10 protein-coding genes and 1 pseudogene are annotated in these 19,288 nt (G+C 60.9%); 6 read left to right on the top strand and 5 right to left on the bottom strand.

Annotated features, from left to right (window positions below; all coding sequences use genetic code 11):
- The first annotated feature begins 108 nt into the window (after positions 1–108).
- Together JNL55_RS20570 and JNL55_RS20575 are read left to right on the top strand one after the other, a co-directional pair.
- Positions 109–1,722 (top strand): serine hydrolase, encoded by a 1,614-nt coding sequence (locus tag JNL55_RS20570; RefSeq protein ID WP_293858109.1) that lies wholly within the window; start codon positions 109–111, stop codon positions 1,720–1,722.
- A gap of 23 nt (positions 1,723–1,745) precedes the next feature.
- Positions 1,746–5,672, top strand: a complete 3,927-nt coding sequence (locus tag JNL55_RS20575; protein ID WP_293858112.1) for a penicillin acylase family protein — start codon at positions 1,746–1,748, stop codon at positions 5,670–5,672.
- A 57-nt stretch (positions 5,673–5,729) separates the two neighbouring features.
- Here JNL55_RS20575 and JNL55_RS20580 read toward each other — a convergent pair whose 3' ends face one another.
- The 5 genes from JNL55_RS20580 to JNL55_RS20600 form a co-directional block, all read right to left on the bottom strand.
- Complete coding sequence (locus JNL55_RS20580; protein WP_293858115.1) at positions 5,730–7,433, bottom strand: serine hydrolase domain-containing protein; 1,704 nt, start codon at positions 7,431–7,433, stop codon at positions 5,730–5,732.
- 19 nt (positions 7,434–7,452) lie between these two features.
- A complete protein-coding gene (locus JNL55_RS20585) occupies positions 7,453–9,393 on the bottom strand; it encodes an amidohydrolase family protein (RefSeq protein WP_293858118.1) in 1,941 nt (646 codons plus the stop codon).
- Positions 9,394–9,496: 103 nt separating this feature from the next.
- A complete protein-coding gene (locus JNL55_RS20590; protein ID WP_293858120.1) occupies positions 9,497–11,881 on the bottom strand; it encodes a TonB-dependent siderophore receptor in 2,385 nt (794 codons plus the stop codon).
- 107 nt (positions 11,882–11,988) lie between these two features.
- Complete coding sequence (locus JNL55_RS20595) at positions 11,989–12,870, bottom strand: FecR family protein (RefSeq protein WP_293858122.1); 882 nt, start codon at positions 12,868–12,870, stop codon at positions 11,989–11,991.
- Positions 12,867–13,349: an RNA polymerase sigma factor gene (locus tag JNL55_RS20600; protein WP_293858124.1), complete on the bottom strand. Its 483-nt coding sequence runs from the start codon at positions 13,347–13,349 to the stop codon at positions 12,867–12,869. Before JNL55_RS20600 ends, JNL55_RS20595 begins: the two co-directional genes overlap by 4 nt.
- Before the next feature lie 437 nt (positions 13,350–13,786).
- Between JNL55_RS20600 and JNL55_RS20605 the strand changes: the two genes are divergently transcribed.
- The 4 genes and pseudogenes from JNL55_RS20605 to JNL55_RS20620 form a co-directional block, all read left to right on the top strand.
- Positions 13,787–14,854 (top strand): serine hydrolase domain-containing protein, encoded by a 1,068-nt coding sequence (locus JNL55_RS20605; protein WP_293858126.1) that lies wholly within the window; start codon positions 13,787–13,789, stop codon positions 14,852–14,854.
- Positions 14,855–14,960: 106 nt separating this feature from the next.
- Positions 14,961–17,192: a TonB-dependent siderophore receptor gene (locus JNL55_RS20610; RefSeq protein ID WP_293858129.1), complete on the top strand. Its 2,232-nt coding sequence runs from the start codon at positions 14,961–14,963 to the stop codon at positions 17,190–17,192.
- Positions 17,193–17,240: 48 nt separating this feature from the next.
- Positions 17,241–19,004, top strand: coding sequence for a tetratricopeptide repeat-containing sulfotransferase family protein (locus JNL55_RS20615; RefSeq protein WP_293858132.1), 1,764 nt, complete (start codon positions 17,241–17,243; stop codon positions 19,002–19,004).
- Between the two features lie 48 nt (positions 19,005–19,052).
- A pseudogene (locus JNL55_RS20620) lies at positions 19,053–19,288 on the top strand (carboxylic ester hydrolase); the annotation flags it as partial.

Genomic DNA, 19,288 nt, shown 5'->3' on the forward strand with positions numbered 1-19,288 from the left:
AACCGCCGCGGCAGCCATAAAGGAAGCAACGGGAAACATTAGAGATAAACAAAGACTATGAATTTACGGATGGCGGTTCGCCGGCTCTTTGCAGCAGCCGTTGCAGTCATGGCGGCGACCGTTGCTGTCGCCGACGATCAGCAATCGTTCGCGGCGCTGGATCGATACATCGAGCAGGCGCGGCAGGACTGGCAGATACCGGGCGCTGCGATTGGTGTGATTCGCAACGGTGAGGTGATCTACGTCAAAGGATTTGGCGAGCGGGAAGCAGGCAAGGCAGCCCGCGTAGATGAGCACTCGCTGTTCCAGATCGGATCGCTGACCAAAGCGTTCACCGCCGCGGCCGTCGGCTTGCTGGTCGATGAAGGCAAGCTCGCCTGGGACGATCCGGTGGTGAAGCATCTGCCGACTTTCATGGTGGCCGATCCCTGGCTCACAAGAAACATCACGGTTCGCGATCTCATCGCTCATCGCACCGGCCTCGAAGGCGGCACGCACGTGATGAAGCCCGGCGATCCCGCGCGCCGGATGAAAGAGGTCAGCACGATGACCTCGAACATTCCGTTCCGCAGCTCGGTGCTCTATAGCAACTCGATGTACGACGTCGCGGGGCAGGTGATTGCAGCGGTCTCTGGCATGAGCTGGGACGACTTCATCGCGCAGCGCTTGCTCGCGCCGCTGCAACTGCGGGAGAGCAGTCCCGACGTGGTCGCGGCTCGCATCTGGGATTCCAAATATCTCGCGCCGTCGATGTACGGACAGGCGCCGGCTATTCGCGCCAGCATCGACAACGCGCCGCAAGCGAACGTGACCATGCCGCACTGGCTGACCAAGGACGGCAACAAGCCGCTGCCGTGGCAGATCTTGTTGCCCGGTGGCGGCGGCGCATCTGGTTCGATGGTCTCGAATCTGCACGACCTGCTGACCTGGACGCGTTTCAACATGGGCGACGGTCGCACCGCGAACGGCACGCCGTTGCTGCGTGAGCAGACCCTGCGTGAGCTGCACACCGCACAGATTTTTGTCGACCGGCCGTCGTCGGCATCTTCCGAGATCACCTGGCGCACGGTGCGGCAGGCAGTGCCTGGCAACGATGCGGTGTCCTACCGGCCGGCGTATGCGCTCGGCTGGTTCGTCAACACGTACCGGGGTTATCGCTACATCAATCATGGCGGTGCTCTGCTCGGTGCGATGTCGACGATCGCTTTCCTGCCCGAGCGACAGCTCGCGGTGGTGGTGCTGACGAACAGTTACGGGACCGGCGGTCGTGGGTTGTTCAATCCCGCCGTGACGCTGCGTGTCGTTGACGAATTTCTGGGTGTGGAGCCGCGCAACTGGAGCGCCGACCTGCGCCGCACGTTCGATGCCTACGATCCGATGGCGAAACAGGATCGAGAGCGGCAGCTGCAAAGTGCGCGTCCGAAGAAACAGCCGCCGTCGCTGCCGCTCGCGTCGTATGGCGGTGAGTACGAGAGCGAGGCGTTCGGCAAGGTCGAAGTAGTTCGCTCTGGCGACCGGCTGGCGCTGCGCTTGCCGGGCGTGTTCGAGTGGCCATTGGAGCATTGGCATCGCGACACCTTTCGGATGCACGTGACCTCGGGCGGCGTGGAGCTGATGGATTTTCTGGCGACGTTCCAGGTCGATCCGCTCGGCCGCATTACGTCCTTCGATCCGGGCTGGGTGCTGTTCGGTGGCGCCATGAAGCCGGTGAAGAAGAACTGACGAGAGCTCGAAGGAGTCATTCGATGTCGGGGAATCGCTGGAAGATGCGGGCGCTGCTCGTCGCTGTGGTTTGTCATGGGCTGACTTCGATGGCGGCAGCGGCGACGCCGGCCGTCGAACTCACGCGCACTCAGCATGGCGTCGTGCATGTGAAGTCGCACGACTATGCTGGCCTCGGCTATGGCTTTGGTTTCGCGCACGCTACCGACAACGTGTGCCTGATGGCCAGATACTTCGTCACGGTGAACGGCGAGCAATCGAAATATTTCGGTGCCGGCGCGGGCGGCGCCAACCTGCGAAAAGATTTCTATTCACGGTACTACTATCGCATCGACGACCAGGTGCGAGCGCGCTTTGAGCAGATGTCGACGCCGGTCAAAGATCTGCTACGTGGCTATGTGGCGGGTTACAACAGCTATCTCGCGACGACGCCACCGGCGAAGCGGCCAGTCGAGTGTCGCGACGCTGCGTGGGTGCGGCCGATCACGCTCGACGACATGTATCGGGTCATCTCCGAGAAGGTCGTGCTCACCAGTGCTTACGGTTTGGCCGATGCGCTGGTCGCTGCGACACCGCCGGTTGCGAAGACAGCCGGGTTGCACGAGAGCAGCGTACCGGCGTTCAGTGAGATCGAAGTGCCGCAGATCGGCAGCAACGGCTGGGCCTTCGGCCGCGATGTCACCGACAACGGTCGCGGGCTGCTGCTGGGCAACCCGCATTTTCCCTGGCGCGGCGAGAACCGTTTCTATCAGATCCACCTGACCATTCCCGGCGAGCTCGACGTGATGGGCGCGACCATTCCGCCGCTGCCGGTGGTGGGGATGGGATTCAATAAGGACGTTGCCTGGACACACACTGTGTCCTACGCCAAGCGCTTCACGCTGTTCGAGCTGTCACTGGATGCAACCGATCCGCTACGTTATCGCGTCGACGGTGGCACGCTCGCGATGACGCCGGTGCGAGTCTCGGTGGAAGTGAAAGGCGAAGACGGCAAGCTTGGCACGCGCGAGCATACGTTCTATGACACGGTGTTCGGTCCGGTGTTGATCGTGCCGTCCAACGGTTTGAAGTGGACCGCGACCACAGCTTATGCGCTCGGCGACGTGAATCGTCTGAACACTGATGCCATCGATACTTGGCTGAACATGGCCAAGGCTCGCAACGTTGCTGAGCTGCGCGCGGCAGCGGGTGCGAAGTCCGGTTTGCCCTGGATCAACACGCTGGCAACCGATCGCAACGGCGATGCGCTGTATGCCGACTTCTCCCGCATACCGAACGTCTCGCAAGCGATGCTTGATGAGTGCAAGCCATCGGCTGCTGCCGCCGCCTTGGCCGATGCCGAAGGCATCTTCGTGCTCGACGGTACTCGTGAGCGTTGTAACTGGACTCGCCAGCCGCGAGTGCCTGGGCAAGGCATTATCGCCGCTGCACAGATGCCCACGACCACGCGCTCCGACTATGTCGCCAATGCCAACGACACCTACTGGTTGGTGAATGCCAAGTCGCGACTGCAAGCGCAGTCGCCGCTCAATGGGCGCGGCGCGATCGAGCAGGGCTTTCGTTCGCGCATGCAGTTGTTCGACATCGAACGCCGGCTCGCCGGTAGTGACGGATTGCCGGGCAACAAGGTTTCGCCGGCCACGGTCGAGTCGATACTGTTCTCCAACCGCAACTATGCGGCGTTACTGACGCTAGATGACTTGCTGCAGCTTTGCGGGAAGAGTGCGATGACCACGGTCGCCGGTAAGGCTGTCGATCTCGCTCCGGCGTGCAAGGTGCTGGCGGCGTGGAATCGTAAGGACGATCCCGAGAGTCGCGGTGTCGCGCTGTTCCGCGAGTTCTGGGCCAAAGCAGAGAAGATCGAAAACCTGTACGCAGTGCCGTTCGACGCTGCAGATCCCGTCAACACGCCGCGTCAGTTGAACATCGGCAATGCGGAGGTCGCAAAGCAACTGTTGGTCGCACTGGGCGAAGCGGTCAATTTGCTCGGCGAGAAGGGCATCGCCTTGGATGCGCCGCTGAGCCAGGTGCAGACGGTGACGCGCAACGGTCGGAAGATCGCCATTCCAGGCGGCGACGGCGGTCTCGGCGTGTTGAATGCCATCCGCACCGAGCCGCTGAACCAGGACGGATACAACATCGTCCACGGCACCAGCTATTTGCAGATCGTCACCTTCGACGACCAGGGGCCGGTGGTGAAGGGGCTGCTGACTTACGACCAGTCGGTGGACGAAGCGTCGCCGTTCTATTCGTCACAGGTGGAGCTGTTCTCTCGCAGCCAGCTGTATCGTTTTCCATTCACGTCGGCGCAGATTCGCGCCGACGCTGGATTCCAATCCATCGCTCTGCCCGATGATCGCATCCTGCACAGTGCGACACCGGCAGCACTGGATGCAGCCGCGGCGTTCGTGGATCTCGACGCGGCAGGGGCGGGCTGTGCTGTCGGCACCTGGCAGGACGGCAAGCGGCCGTTCGTCGACGGCTTCGGCATGGCCGATGTTGCGAGCGGCCGTCGCATCGACGCGGACACGGTGTTCGATGCAGCGTCGCTGTCCAAGCAGTTCACTGCGTTTGCGGTGCTGCTACTGGAGCGACAGGGCCGATTGTCGCTGGACGATTCGATTCGAAAATTCGTGCCGGCGTTGGGCGAGTATGCGCAGCTCGTGACTGTGCGACATCTGATGCATCACACGGGTGGCCTGCGTGATTACGTTTCTCTGTCTCGCATCCAGCAGCCTGCGCTGACCGCGGCGTTGAGCGAACAGCAGACCATCGCGCTGCTGGCTCGACAGAAAGCGGCAGAGACTGCGCCCGGCACCGAGTACATGTACAGCAACACCGGCTACTTCCTGTTGTCGCAAGTGGTGGAGCGGGCGAGTGGCCAGCCCTTCGGGAAATTCCTGGCCGCGAACGTCTTCGGCCCGCTCGGCATGCGCAGTACCTCAGTCGGAGTGAACCCCGCGCTGCCGTCCGAACGCATGGCCAACAGTTATATGGTGTCGGGCGGCAAGGCGACGCCGGCGGCAGAGATGTTCTTCGTCTCCGTCACCGGTGCTGGCGACGTGCGGACCTCGATCACCGATCTGTCGAAATGGATGGAGAACTATTGGACCGCGCGTGTCGGCGGCAAAGCGCTGATTCAACGCATGGCGGAGGTTGGCGCACTAGCGGACGGCAAGCCGATTGCGTATGCCGCGGGCCTGACGAAGTCGAAGTATCGTGGACTCACGCTCTTGCGGCACGGCGGTTCGGCGAAGGGCTTTCGACATTCGCTGCTGATGTTTCCTGATCAGCGGTTCGCCGTGACGGTGCTCTGTAACCGCAGCGATGCGGCCGCCGCCGTGCGTGCAGAAGCCGTGGCCGAGGCCTATCTGCGCAAGGTGATGCTGCCGAAGGAGGAGGCAAGCGAAATCGTCAGGCTGCAGGCGGAGCCGGAGCGTCTCGACATCTCACAAGCCGCTGCGGGCCTGTATCGGAACACGGCCTACGGCGAATATCTGACGCTCGAGCGCAACCCGGCAGGCGACTTGAAGCTACGCCATCGCGGCACGCCGTTGACGCCGCAACTGTTCGCGCCCGGCGTCTATAGGACCGAGCCGCTGCAATCGTTTCCGGTGTACCTGTCGTTCGGCCGTGACCGGCTGTCGATCGAGTTCGCCGGGGATTTCGATGAGTACCGGCGGGTCACGCCGTGGATGCCGGCGGACCTCGGGCGCTGGGCCGGGCTCTACCGCAACGGCGAGAACGGATCACAACTGCGCGTGATTTTCGAGGACGGCAAGCTGTCGACGCAGTTGATGGGCATGACGTTGCCGCTGGTGCCCGGCGAGAAAGGCGAGTTGACGGCGGGGCGGGGCGCAATCGCGGTACCCGCCGACGGTCCGCCCGACTGGGTGACGCTGCAGATGATCGGGCTGCGCGGCCTGCGGTTCGAGCGGGTTTCGGAATAACGACGTGAGATCAGCACCGCTGCCAGCTAGGTTTGCAACTTGCCCGGAACCGAAGGCTTATTCATCGATGGCCCGCCAGCAGTCCGAACCGGAGAGCTTCAACCGCATGCAGCGGCCATTGACGACTTCGCCGAAGCGCACCCACTCGGGGCTGTGCGCTTCCTCTCGCAGATAAAACAATTCTCCCACAGGCTCCAGAGGTGTCACACCTGCCAGCCAAAGGCGCCCCTGGCGCAACACGATACGCAGACTGGAGTCGGTCATGCTGCCGATGTAGTGACCGACGTAGCTGGCCCATTCCCGCGGATGATTGAATTCGAGCGGCCCCTGGTACGCCGAGTTCACATACCAATCGCCGCCCCAAATGACCTCGACGATGGCGCTGTTGGGTTCGCCGGGCTGTTTGCGGCCGAACACCAACATGAATCTGGAGAAGTCTTTGTGGGGCACGATGAAGCGATCCGGCGTCGCGCTCTTCTCCAGTCGTACTTGACTTCCGGCATGCAGCAGAATCAGGCTCTGGCCCTGCGCCACGAACTGGAGTTCGCGGCCGTTACCTGATTTAAAGCTGCCCGCGTAGTCGGCGGCATTATCAATGTGGGTTGGGGGTGCGACAGGGGATGGAACTCGTGGCAGCGCCTTGCCTTCACGCTGTGCACGCATGAGTCTGGTCGCGAATTCCACCACCGGCGTTGGATAAGCACCCTGCAGCGCATTGATCGATCCGAACGCACCCACGCCCGCATCGATATCGACGCGCATCGCCGAACTGAACGACGGCATCCCGCCCAAATGATGCAATACCTTGTGGCCCTCGACGTGTTCGATGGCAATGCCATAGCCATACGTCGAGCCAGGCGCGAACTTCTTGGCCGCGATGTATGAACTCGCGAACAACTCGAAGCTTCGCTCCGACAGCAGCCGTTGCTTCGGCCCGACGCCGTGATTGGCGAGCATCTGCAGATACAGTCCCATGTCACGCGGCGTGGAAGCGATGCTGCCGGCGGCACCGGTATAGATGATCGCCGGCGCTTCGCACAGCCGCCCGTGGCGCGATAGTGGGCGGTCACGCTGAAAGGCGGCATAGCTCTTCACCATCCGGTCGCGCGTATCCAGTGTGATCACAGGCTCGCTTTGTGTCATGCCGAGCGGTTCGAATATGCGTTTGCGCAGTAGTTCCGGCATCTCTCTTCCGTCCAGGCTCCACGCCAGATGTCCCAACACCAGGAATGCCATGTTGTTGTAGTGATAGTGCTCCCCCGGCGCATGAGCAGCTCGATGCTTCTGCAGCGGATCGGAAGGAAAGACTTCGGTGTATGCCGGCAGCCCGGATGAATGCGTCAACAAGTGATGCGCGGTTACCGGCGCAAACGCCGAATCGATGCGAAACCACGGGAGATACTCGACAATGGGCCGGTGCAGGTCCAGGCGTCCTTCATCATGTAACTGCAACAGGCAGAGGGCGGTGAACGATTTGCTGATCGAGCCGATATGAAACAATTCCTCTGGCCGGATCGGCAGGCGACGTTCGATGTCCCCGAATCCATAAGTCACCACGCGCTGGATGCCTTCGCGCGCCGTGAGTACCAGCGTCATGCCCGGCGTATTCATATCTCGCATGTATTGTTCGACATAGGCATCGAGCAATGGGAACACTTTGGCGTAGGCACTGACGGTGTTCTCGGCATGAGACTGTGCGACGAAAAAACCGGGCGCCGCTGCAGTGACCATCCCCGCCTGCAACACTTCTCGACGACTCATGGCCACTGGCATTCCCCTTTCATTGACGTTGTTCGATGTCGATAGCGCTGGCTGCATCGGTGCCGACTCCGACGCTTCGATACAGTTGCTCGGGTTGCAGCATCGAGCCATTTTTAATGACTAGCCAGGTGCGGCGTAGATCGCCGATGCGTTGAGCGGGATCGCCGTCCACGAGCAGCAGGTCGGCGAGCTTGCCGGGCGCGATCGAACCCAGTTCGTCATCGCGTTTCGCCACTCGCGCGGCGCCGATCGTCGCGATACGCAGTACCTCTCGCGCCGGGATGCCCGCTTCGACGTACAGTTCCAGCTCGCGATGTAACGCAAAGCCGGCGAGCGCATCCGACCCGGCGACCACAGTGACGCCTGAGTCGTACAGCAGCTTGATCATTCGCAACAGCGCCTGCGAGGAATCGCGATAACGTTGGTCCTTGCCGGCAGGCACAGGGAATCCACCCTCGAGCAGGCCGCGACGAACTTGCGGTGGTAACTGGTCGGCGACGGCGGCGTACCTTCGGGGTACGGCGCCAGGCCGATCGGTGAATGCCGCTTCGTAAACGTTTGCCGTCGGATCGACGACGGTGTGCCGCTCACGCAGCAGCCTCACGAAGGAGCGCACCGGCTCGGAATTGAGGTCCAGCATCGCTGCGCGTTCCGCGACGGCGGTAAAACGCACCGGCGTGCGCGTGTCTTTCACCGAATCGAAGAAGAAGTTCAGGAATACGAAGTTGATGTGCTGCAGTTCATCGGCACCGGCCTCGATGAACTGTCGCGCGTTCATGAACGCAGGCACATGACCGCCGACGCGCATGCCTTTGGCATGGGCGAGCTGGATGATTGTCGGAACCAGTTCTGGTTTGATCGAACTGTAGATCTTGATGCCGTCGTATCCGAGCTGAGCGTAGCGTTCGACGGCGGCCTGTGCTTCCACCGGCGTATCGGCGAACACTTTGGTGGGACCCACGTACGGTCCGCGGCCGTCGATGAAGCCGGCCATCACGATACGCGGCCCGATCAGCTCGCCCGCGTCGATCTGTTTCTTCGTCGCCAACAGTGAGTCGCTGTCGTTGCCGAGATCGCGAACACTGGTTACGCCCGCGGCCATGTGCAAAACGCCGTCGCGGGCAGCGATGTGGGTGTGCATGTCCCAAAGGCCAGGAACCGCGGCGCGACCCGCTGCATCGATTCTCTGTGCGTTCGGTGGGATGACCAGTGCGCCGTCCGGCCCAATAGCCTGGATGCGATTGCCCGCCAGCAGAATGGTCGTGCCCGGTGTTGATCGTCCGGTGTGCGCATCGAACAGATTGGCGTTGATGATCGCAAGCGGTCCGGAGGGTTGCCGAATCAACTGGCGCGCCAGCTCGCGACTTCGCTGCGCCTCTTGCAATTCCTGTCTCGACGCCAATTCCGGTAAGCTGGATTCCCACCCCGAGCGGACGACGGCAAGCCAGCCGCTGGTGCTGGCGAAGAAAGTGCGATCCGTGTCCAACCAGACAGTGCTCGGCGCGAAGTCGAGTCCCGTCACCTCATAGGAGATCACAGAGCGAGTCGCAGTGCCGTTGTGTAACTGTGCTTCCCCCGTGCGCCGGATGCTTGCCTGCCCTTCGGGCAGCAAGGCAAGTCGTCCCTCCGGCGTCTTTAACAGCGCATTCGCCAACAGCGCCAAGTCCTCGGGCACCGCCTGTGCGCTGAGGTAGTAGTAGCGATTCGACTCGCGCCGCTCGCCGACCTGCTCGCCATTCTTCCAGCGCGCCGTGCCATCGGCGATGCTGAAACGCTCCTGCACCGGCATCTTTAAGTAGTTGCTGCCGGATGTTTCGATCGACACCGGCAGCCCGAACGCATCGGTCCGCACTCGCGATAGCAGCTTCGGCCCGTAGCCTCGCAGGCTGTACTCGAAGCTGAACTCACGCTCGCCGTCAGGCTTCACCAGAGAAGTCTGCGTCCCGGCAGGCTTCCCCATGATGAGTACGGTGTAGCGCGTCTGTGCTGAGACTGCCGCACTGAGGAGTACGCAGGCGGCAGTCGCAAGAATCCAGCGTGGCACGAGCGGTGCTGCCGGCCGATTACCAACGATATTTGATGGCTAAGTTGAAGGTACGGTCGTAGCCCAGGTAGTAGTAGCCGCCGTTGCGCGATTGGATGTAATGCTTGTCGAACAGATTGACGGCGTTCAAGGCGTACTGCCAGGCGCCGTGCCCATACTGCACGGTGGCGTCGACCAGGGTGTAGCCAGCGCTGGATTGCGTGTTCAAGGCATTGTCGAAACGGCGGTCGACGTAGCGCACGCCGCCGCCGACGTTGAGCCCGTCCAAGGCTTGAGAGAAGCCGCTGTAGTTCAGCCACAGGCTGGCCATGTTGGAGGGAATATCCACCGGCACCTTGCCTTCATCGCCGAGCGTGCTCTTGGCCACTTCGACATCGAGGTAGGTATAGCTCGCGGCAAGATCGAGGTGCGACAACAGTTCGATGCGTCCTTCGAGTTCGACGCCGCGCGAGCGCAATTCGCCCTTGGTATAGCGGTAACCGTAGTGCTCCGGATCGCCGGTCGTGACATTTGTTTTGCTGATATCGAACAGCGCGGCGGTCAACAGTCCGCGGAAGCCCGCGGGTTGATACTTGACGCCCACTTCATACTGAGTGCCGCGGGTTGGCTCGAACGGCGTGCCGGCGAAGTCCACGCCACTCTGCGGTAGAAACGATTGGGCGTAGCTCAAATACGGCGTCAGTCCATTCGCCATCACGTAGCTCACGCCTGCTCGAGCGCTGAACGCCTCGTCGCGCTGTCGCGTGCTGGTCGAAGTCCGATTGTTGTCTGTCGTCACCCTGGCCCAGTCGTAGCGCGAGCCGAGCGTGACGATCCAACGCTCATCGAAGCGCGCCTGGTGCTGGACATACAAGCCTGCAAGTTGCGACTTGCCGGTGCGGTCCAGTAGCAGCGACGTGGCGATCTCGACCGGTTGGCCGTAAATCGGATTCAGATAATCGATGCTGGGCGCTGCGCCGGTGTAATAGTGAACGTTCGAATGCAAGCTGCTGGCGTCGACGCCGAACAACAGCGTCTGATCGATGGTGTCGCCACTGAAGGTTCCCTGCAGCTGGGTATCGAGCAGCGTCTGATCGAACCAATCGTCCGACCTGATCGCGGAGCGATTCATGGTATGGCCGTCGGCCTGAAAGCCGCCGTCATAGATATCGTCGACTTCGGCGCTGGCGTGGAAAAAGCGGAAGTTCTGACGCAACACCCAGGTGTCGTTGAACCCGTGTTCGAGCCGATAGCCGGCCGAACCCTGCCTGAGTTGGTAGCGACCGTAATCCGGGTCGCCGACCATCACGCCGGAGTAGCTGCCGTCGAGTGCCGGCGGGCTATACGAGTCGCCCGTCAGGCGATTGGTTCGATAGTCCGTCAGCAACAGCAAAGAGGTGTTCTCGGAGGGCTTCCACAACAACGACGGCGCGATAAAGAAAGCGCGACTGGTGGAGCGTTCGCCATTGGGATATTGGAGCTGCGTTTCCGTGTCGAGACCGGTGGTCACCACGCGATAGCGCAGCGTTTCGTCTTTGGTCAGCGCCGCGCCGAAATCTGCGCTGAGTTTCTTGCGCTCGTAGGTGCCGAACTCCGCCACCAACTCGGTGGGGGCGTTCGGATCGGGACGTTTGCTGATGCGATTGATGATGCCGCCGGCATCGCTTTGGCCGAACAACGAGGAGGAGGGGCCCCGCAGGATTTCCAGCCGCTCGATGTTGTAGGTCTCGGTCACCGGCGCGGCGAACCAGCCAGAGCTTTGCCGCAGGCCATCGCGATAGTTGCCGCTGGAGGATGCATTGAAGCCTCGCAGCAGCACCCAATCGTACATTGCGCGCCCGTCGAATCCGTTGAAGTTGGCAACGGTGCCGGGCACATAGCGCAACGCATCCGAGATGCTCAGTGCACCTCGCATCTGCATATCGACGGCGGACAGCATCGAGATGGATTGTGGAGTCCGCGCCACTGATGTGCCCATCTTGCTCGACTCGACCACGATGACTTCTTCGATGGGCTGTTGTCGCGACACTGCGGCGGCCTGGTCGGAGTTGCTGTCGCCGTTGAGTTGGTTATTGACTTGAGCGAGGCGCAGCTTGCTGCCGGTCGCGGCAATGGGGCTGCGTCGCACGATGATGGTGTTCTTGCTATCGACGCTGTAGCTCAGCCCGCTGTTGCTGATCAATAAGCTGAGCGCCTCCAGCGCAGTGTATGCGCCGACCAGGCTAGGGGCCGTGTGCGAAGGAACGGTCTCCGGATCGAAGGCTAGTTGACGCTTGCTTTGGACTGCAAATTGCGTCAACGCGCTCTCCAGCGATTGCGCGGGAATGTCGTAAACGATCTTTTCACCAGACTGCGCGCCAATGGCCTGTGACAACGTCAGGATGAGGCAGCCGGTGAGCAGGCGTAGATCGAGGCGAAAGGTCATATTGTTCTCCCTTAATTTTTCAAACCGCGCTGCGGTCAGCGTTCAAGGGAAAGAACGAATCCTGTGACCAGATCCACATCAATAGGTGCAGAATCTGCGTCGCGTAATCATTCGCGCCATACCAGTTGCAATTCGCCGGAGCGTGCCTGCTCCACGGTCAGAGGATGAATCGCCGTCAGCGCATTGAGAAAGCCCTCGACCTCACCGGTGCGGAACGTGCCGCTGATGCGCAGGTCCAGTAGCCGCGGATCGTCGCAGACGATCTGCTTATCCGTATAACGGCTGACTTCCTTGATTGCCTCACGCACTGTGTCGCGATGGAGCACGAGCCAGCCATTCTGCCAACTGATAGCGCTCGTGACATCGACGGTGCGAACCACGGGAACTCGCTGTGCGGATGCGATCAACTGCTCACCCGGCTTGAGTACCACCTCGCCGACCGCAACGCTGCCCTCGACCAGAGTGACTTGCAGCGCGGGGCCGTTCAGTCGCACGTTGAACGCTGTGCCCAGCGCAACCACTTGCCGATCGGCGGCAGTCACGATGAATGGACGCTGCGGATCTTTGGCGACTTCGAACATTGCCTCTCCCGCCAACAAGCGCGCAACCCTGAGCTTGCCGCGATAGTCCAGTTCGATACGGCTGGAGGTGTTCAACGTGACACGGCTGCCGTCGGCAAGCAGCAACTGGCGACGCTCGCCATGAGCGGCAGTGACAGTCTTGAAGTCGTTGTCCGCGATCATGACGACCGCGCTGCTGGAACGAGTCAGCAGCTGAGCTGTGTTTTGCTGGAAGGCCCAGTATCCTGACACGCCGAGCATGAGAGCAAGAGTCGCTGCAATCGCCCAGGGCGTACGCCGCGGTGCCCGCGTCTTACGCGCCTTGTCGCGCCACGCCGCTACGACAGGATGATCCGCAACTTCATCCAGCGCCTGCAAAGTACGCTGAGTGCGTGCCTCGATCACTTCTCGAGACTTTGGATTGTTCATTCGAGATCGAGCCTCCGTGACAACTCATCCATGGCACGAAGCATATGTTTCTCGACCGCACTCACCGAAATGCCGAGTTGTAGTGCGATGGCCTTGAACTCCAACCCTTCGAAGCGGCGGAGCATCAGCACGTTTCGTGTGCGCTCAGGCAGCTCTGCAATGGCGGCCAGGAATCGGTTCAGTGAGTCTTTCCCAATCAAGACCCGCTCCGGAGTGATGTTGTCGCTCAGATCAGGAATGCAGTCGAGAGCGACGTCGCGCCCACCTTGCGCGCTATGTTTCCGTACCCGATCGCGCAACAGGTTGGCTGCTACCGTGAACACATAGCCGTCGAGACGATCGACGGCATCGAGGCGCTTCTGGCGGAGCAGCCGTTCGAACACTTCCTGCACCAGGTCGTCGATCTCTGGTCCCACGCCTAGCCGCCGCACGAAAAATTGCTCGAGGGGACGGCGCAGCCGTCGCGACAGTGCGCTCATGAACCCGGCAAGACCGGTTTCGGTTGAATCCACAGGCGTAGTGGATCTGGGGACGTTGCAAGGCTCGCCGTTCACGATCTATGTACCGCCGTCACGCTGCTGATCTCGGCAACCTTGCCCTGACAGGAATCCTGCAGGCTCGTCCACACGCTTGGTGTCCGTTGTACCTGAATACGACGCAGAAGATCGCCCTGATGCAATAGAACGAAGCTCGTCGTCAAACCCACATCAGGGAGCAGAAGAAAAATCCCAGGAGAATGACTGCGACGGGATGCTCCCCGAGGCTCCATGGCCGGCTGCCTGGAACCATGTGGCGTGAATGATCTCGGGCCCAAGCTACTTACCCAGCCCGGATGTCACCTTACTGTATTTGAGCAACACTGCCTCCATTTGAGCTGGCGCCTGCTTGGCGCGGGCCAACCGGGGGAGTTGTTCACATGTCTAGAATTCTGATTGGGCTGCTGTTGACCGGCATCGCGGCAGTCAGTTGGGCCGACTCCATCGATAGCTACGTCGAAGCGGAGATGGTGCGCCAACATATTCCGGGACTGTCGCTGGCCATCGTCCGGCAGGGAGCGTTGGAGCGCGTGCGCGGTTACGGTTGGGCCAACCTCGAGCACAAAGTGCCGGTCAACGCGGAGACCGTTTTTCAGTCGGGCTCGGTGGGCAAGCAGTTCACAGCAACGGTAGTGATGCTGCTGGTCGAGGATGGCAAGCTGTCGCTGGACGAGTCGATCCGGCGCTATTGGCCGCAGGCACCGCGAGCTTGGTCGGCGATTACGCCTCGGCATCTGTTGAATCACACGTCTGGTTTGTACGGCGATCCTGGCCTGGATGCGAGGCGAGACTATTCAGACGAGCAGATGCTTCAGCTCATCTATAAAGTGAAACAGGAGTTTCCCGCCGGAGATCGTTGGGAGTACAGCAACACCGGATATGTGCTATTGGGGTTGTTGATCCGCAAAGTGAGTGGCGAGTTCTACGGCGATATCCTCGCTCGCCGCGTCTTCGCGCCGCTGAACATGCACACTGCGCGCGTCATTAGCGATCGGGACATCGTGATGAATCGAGCGGCGGGCTATGAGGTCAAGCCGAACGGCGCGACTTCGAACCAGGACTGGGTTGCACCCACCGGCAATTCAACAGCAGACGGCTCGCTCTATCTCACCGCGCTGGACTACGTGAAATGGCACGAGGGGTTGCGGGCCGGCAAAATTCTCGCGGCACAGTCGTGGGCGGAGGTGTATCGCCCGGCAAGACTCAATAGCGGCGCGACCCATCCTTACGGGTTTGGCTGGTTCCTTGAATCCGTGGCCGGCCAGGATGTGCGGTACCACTCCGGAGGCTGGCAGGGATTTTCCACGTTCTTCATTCGTTATCTGGGGGATGACCTGGCTATCATCGTGTTGGCCAACAGCGACCTGGCCGATCCGAACCCAATCGCGCGTGGCGTGGCTGGGCTGCTCGATCCGAAGCTGGCGCCTGCGTCCGTGCCGTCGCCATAGTCGGCGCTGTTCGTCAGCTTTACCGCGCGGGGATGCGGTTTACCAGGGACTGGACGATTCTCACTTTCGGGGATGTCCGATCAACTCGAACGAGAGGATGCAAACAATGAAGAATTCAATGGTCGCCCGCAGTGTGAGCGCGGTTCTTGCGGCAGCGACAGGGGGCGTGGCTTACGCTCAAGAAGGTGCGAGGCAGGCGGAAGAACCGATCATTGCGGAAGTGGTGGTGGAAGGGCAGCCGGAGTTCTTTCGAGCTCGCGATGCCAGCAGCGTCGCCCGATTCGACATCCCGATCGAAGAAACGCCGCAGTCGGTCACGGTGATGACCGAGGACTTTCTCCGTCGCGCCAACATTCGCTCGCTGGAAGACGCCTCGCGTTTCGTTCCTGGCATCGCCGAGGTTGGCTTGAATGGGTACGGTGAGCCGCGCTCGCTGTTCACAGCCCGCGGCCTGGTGCTCGACCTGTTCAGTAGTTTCAAACTGAACGACTACACGTTTGCGTTTCAGGGTCTGTTGGACACGGTGGGCATCGAGCGCATCGAGTTCGTGCGCGGTCCTGCTGCCATCAGCTATGGCGTCGTTTCCTACGGCGGTATGGTCAACGTAGTGACCAAGAAGGCGCAGCGCGAGTCGTCCTACTCGACCGAAGTCACTTACGGCTCCTACGAGAATTTCACCATGTCGGCCGATGTCACCGGGCCGTTGACCGACGGCGGCGATTTGAGATTTCGCGCCGGCCTGGGCTATCAGGATGGTGGCTCGTTTCGTAACGGCGAACGCCACAGCCTGCTCACCTTCGTACCCGAAGTGGTGTACGACGTGTCGGATAGCACCCAGATTACCGCGACAGGCTACTTTCAGGACGGCGGCAACGTAGCAGGCGGCTCGATTCCAGTGTTCAGTGATGCCGCAGGTCGCATCGTTCTGCCGAAGGACAACTTGCTGTCGCGCGACACTTTCACCGGCAACAGCGATATCAACCAATCGGATAACGAGATCCGCGCGGCGGTGCTGAAGCTCAAGCATGTGATCGACGACACGACCGAAGCCAGCGTCGTGGCGAGCTACTCGGCGGCGAATCTCGAAGTGCGCACTGCCTATACCGACGCGTTCTCGTACCCGGTCTCGATCGATCCGCAGTCGCCCGACTATGGGCAGGTTCTCAGCCTCACTCAAGTATTGATCGACGACAACGAATTCTTCACCGTCGAGGCTTCGGTCCAGAAGAAGTTCGAGGCGTTTTCGCGCGAACACACGCTGTTCGTGCTGGCAGGTCATCAACGTAGTGAGCGTTGGTTTGCTTTCGCGGCTCATTGCGGTGGCACCGTCAATATCTTCGACTTCGACACGTCCGAACTCGAGGGTGTGTTCGTCACCGACCAGGAAGCCGAAGCTCAGTCAGGCAACTTCTGCTATGGCTATTCGGACGTCGAGGAGATGACGAACTACAACATCGGCTCGCAGGCGCAGATCCAACTTTCCGATCGCCTCAGCGTTCTGGCGGGCGCGCGCTACGACACGATCGAGGATCGTCACTCGGTCGGAACGGGCACTCGTGAGAGCACGATCAGGCGCACCGGCGTGGTCGAGTTCGACGGCAAGGTCGATGAGATCACGATGCGCCTCGGTGCTGTGTATGCGTTCACGCCTACCATCAATGGCTACTTGACCTATGTGGACGGCTTCACGCCGCAGTTCTCGCGCGTGCGCGGCGGTGGTGTCGTCACCAACGAAAAAGGAACGCTGTACGAGGTGGGCACTAAAGGCGTCTTCCGCAATGGCGCGCTTGGCATCAACGCGTCGCTGTTCCTGATGAAGACATCCAACACGGCCTTCGACGATCCCGCGAACATGCCTGGCGAGGATTTCTCGCTGGCGGGCGGTGAGAGCGAGCGCAAGGGCTATGAATTGGAGGCGGTCGGTCAATTGAGCGAGCAATTGGCGATTTCAGCGAGCTATGCTTTCGTGGAGGCGGAGATCACCGCGGCGCCGGACGATCCGGAGTTGGTCGGCAAGGAGCTGCGACGCGGGCCGAAGCGCTCGGCGTCATTTCTGGTCAACTACACTTTCGATAACAAACAGTTGAAAGGCCTGAATCTGAATGCTGCCGTGTCCTATTCCAGCAGCCAGGTGCCGCGCTTCCTCGCCACTTACGACATACCGGGGTTCACGAAAGTGGATTTGAATGCCTCGTACGCGCTCACTCCGCGCTTGGAGATCGGCGCTGGCATCGGTAACGTGCTCGATGAGGAGTATCTGCTGCCGTCTGGAAGTCCGTATGGCGTGAATTACGGCGAGCCCAGGACTTACTACGTCTCCATGCGTTTGCAGATGTAGTGCGCATCGAGAGCGATCCTCATGACACCCGCTGAAGCAGACACTCTGATGCATCGAGCGCTGGCTTTGCAGGCACGCGCGGAGTATCGCTTGGCGTTGCAGTTGTATGCCGACATCGGTCGTCATTACCCGAAGCACGCCGACGTAATGCATAACGCGGGGTTGGCCAATCTGCTCATCGGGCGCCACGGGGCTGCGGAGCAACTGTTGTTGCGAGCGTTGGAGCTGCGCCCCGAATCGCAGCCGGTGCGCTCGACGCTCGTCAAGCTGTGGACGCTGATGGATCGCTCCCTGACGCTGGCCGAGATTGCCAAGGACGGCCGGTGGATTGCTGCTCTGGACTTCGATTCGTGCAGCAAGCTCGGTGGGTATTTTTACAAGCGCAAGGACTACGATCTTGCGCGCGTTGCGCTAGCGAGAGCGGCCGAGCTGAGTCCCTCCGACGCCGGTGCTCGCCACCTGCTCGGAGTTGCCTTATTGCAGCTCAGTGCGGCGGAAGATGCTGAGCCGCATCTGCGAGAGGCGCTGCGGTTGATGCCCAGCGAACCTGAGGTACATGTCGATCTGGCACGGTGCCTGTTCTCGATGCATCTCAAGTCGAAGCACCCAGGACTGTGGGGCGAAGGGCGCGAGCTCATCGAAACCGCGCTGCGTCTGGCGCCAACCAATGTCCAGCTCCATCACGAGATGGGTCTCGTTTACGAGCAAGAAGGTGACTTCAGCGCGGCCAAGCTGGCCTATGAGCAGGCGTTGTCCGTGAGTCCAGGGTATGCGCCGGCGTTGATCAGTCTGGCAGCGGTGTTGCGAAAAGACGCTCCCCAATCGTTGCTCGAGCAGCTGACCGCGACTGTTGAAGCAATGAACGACGCTCAGGGTGCCGAGACCTCGCGCGCCTATCAGGTGCTAGGAAAGTGCTTCGATGCGCGAGGTGAATTCGCCCGGGCGTTTGCTTGTTTTGAGAAAGCGAATGGCGCTCGTGTGCGCGGACGCACGTATGACCGCTTGGCTCATGAGCGATATGTCGACAATCTCATCGAAACCTACAGTCGCGAGACGGTCGAGCGCATGTGGCCTGCTGCCGCTGGCTTGGAGCGACCGATCTTCATCGTCGGCATGCCTCGCTCCGGGACCACGCTGCTGGAGCATATGCTCGCTGGGCATCCGCAGATTGAGCCAGCTGGAGAGGTTCCATACTTCACTGCGCTGGAGCGCGCCAATCGCGCCTTGCACGACGTCACTGGTACACCTAGCCCGCATTGGGATGAGCGGATCTCGGAGCAGTATCGGCAAGGTCTCCGTGCGCAGTTCGATGCCATCCTGAGCGACGCCGGCGGTGAAGCACGGTTTGTGACGGACAAGATGCCCTTCAACTTCGCTCAACTGGGAATGATCACCTATGTCTATCCCGGTGCGCGGATCATCCATTGCAAACGTAATGCCTTGGACGTTGGGCTGTCGTGCTTCATCGAGACGTTTGGTGACAATCACTCCTGGTCTTTGAGCCTGAGGGGCATTGGCCACTACTATCGTCAGTACGCGCGTTTGATGAGCCATTGGACGGAGCTGTTCGCCGGTCGCATTCTCGAAGTGAACTACGAGGATATGACTCGTGCGCCCGAGGTCACGCTGCGCGCGGTCTTGAATTTTCTGGATGCGGGCTGGAACGAGGAGTGGGCCTCGTATCTGGACAGCAAACGTTCGATCCGGACGCCCAGCAACTGGCAAGTACGGCAGCCGATCTACACCTCTTCCCTCGGTCGTGCCGAGCAGTATCGCGATCAGCTGGGTCCGTTGATCGAAGCGCTCGAGTAGGCTGCGATGATCGACGCTACCAACCGAGCTCCATGGCTGGCTCTGTGCATGGTCGTAGTCCTGGTCTCGCCAGGGATTGCGGCAACCAGTGACGAGTACCGAGTTCCCGTCGCCGTATTTGCCGGCGAACCGCGGGGTCCGTTCCAGACAGGAACCTTCGAGGAACTATGGATCGACCGCGACAGGGAGGAGGCGACGACGTCGGATCCCTTGGATCGGCGTCACTTGATGGTGCAAATCTGGTACCCGGCTCAATTCAAGGGCGATCCGCCTCGCGCACCCTA

The organism is Steroidobacter sp. (assembly GCF_016790065.1).
Taxonomy (GTDB): domain Bacteria; phylum Pseudomonadota; class Gammaproteobacteria; order Steroidobacterales; family Steroidobacteraceae; genus Steroidobacter.

What these genes read in the sequence shown, in the direction of transcription:
- JNL55_RS20615 (WP_293858132.1), top strand. Translation starts at nt 17,241, where the DNA reads ATGCATCGAGCGCTGGCTTTGCAGGCACGCGCGGAGTATCGCTTGGCG.
- JNL55_RS20590 (WP_293858120.1), bottom strand. Translation starts at nt 11,881, where the DNA reads ATGACCTTTCGCCTCGATCTACGCCTGCTCACCGGCTGCCTCATCCTG.
- JNL55_RS20600 (WP_293858124.1), bottom strand. Translation starts at nt 13,349, where the DNA reads ATGAGCGCACTGTCGCGACGGCTGCGCCGTCCCCTCGAGCAATTTTTC.
- JNL55_RS20580 (WP_293858115.1), bottom strand. Translation starts at nt 7,433, where the DNA reads ATGAGTCGTCGAGAAGTGTTGCAGGCGGGGATGGTCACTGCAGCGGCG.
- JNL55_RS20595 (WP_293858122.1), bottom strand. Translation starts at nt 12,870, where the DNA reads ATGAACAATCCAAAGTCTCGAGAAGTGATCGAGGCACGCACTCAGCGT.
- JNL55_RS20610 (WP_293858129.1), top strand. Translation starts at nt 14,961, where the DNA reads ATGAAGAATTCAATGGTCGCCCGCAGTGTGAGCGCGGTTCTTGCGGCA.
- JNL55_RS20605 (WP_293858126.1), top strand. Translation starts at nt 13,787, where the DNA reads ATGTCTAGAATTCTGATTGGGCTGCTGTTGACCGGCATCGCGGCAGTC.
- JNL55_RS20570 (WP_293858109.1), top strand. Translation starts at nt 109, where the DNA reads ATGGCGGCGACCGTTGCTGTCGCCGACGATCAGCAATCGTTCGCGGCG.
- JNL55_RS20585 (WP_293858118.1), bottom strand. Translation starts at nt 9,393, where the DNA reads ATGGGGAAGCCTGCCGGGACGCAGACTTCTCTGGTGAAGCCTGACGGC.
- JNL55_RS20575 (WP_293858112.1), top strand. Translation starts at nt 1,746, where the DNA reads ATGTCGGGGAATCGCTGGAAGATGCGGGCGCTGCTCGTCGCTGTGGTT.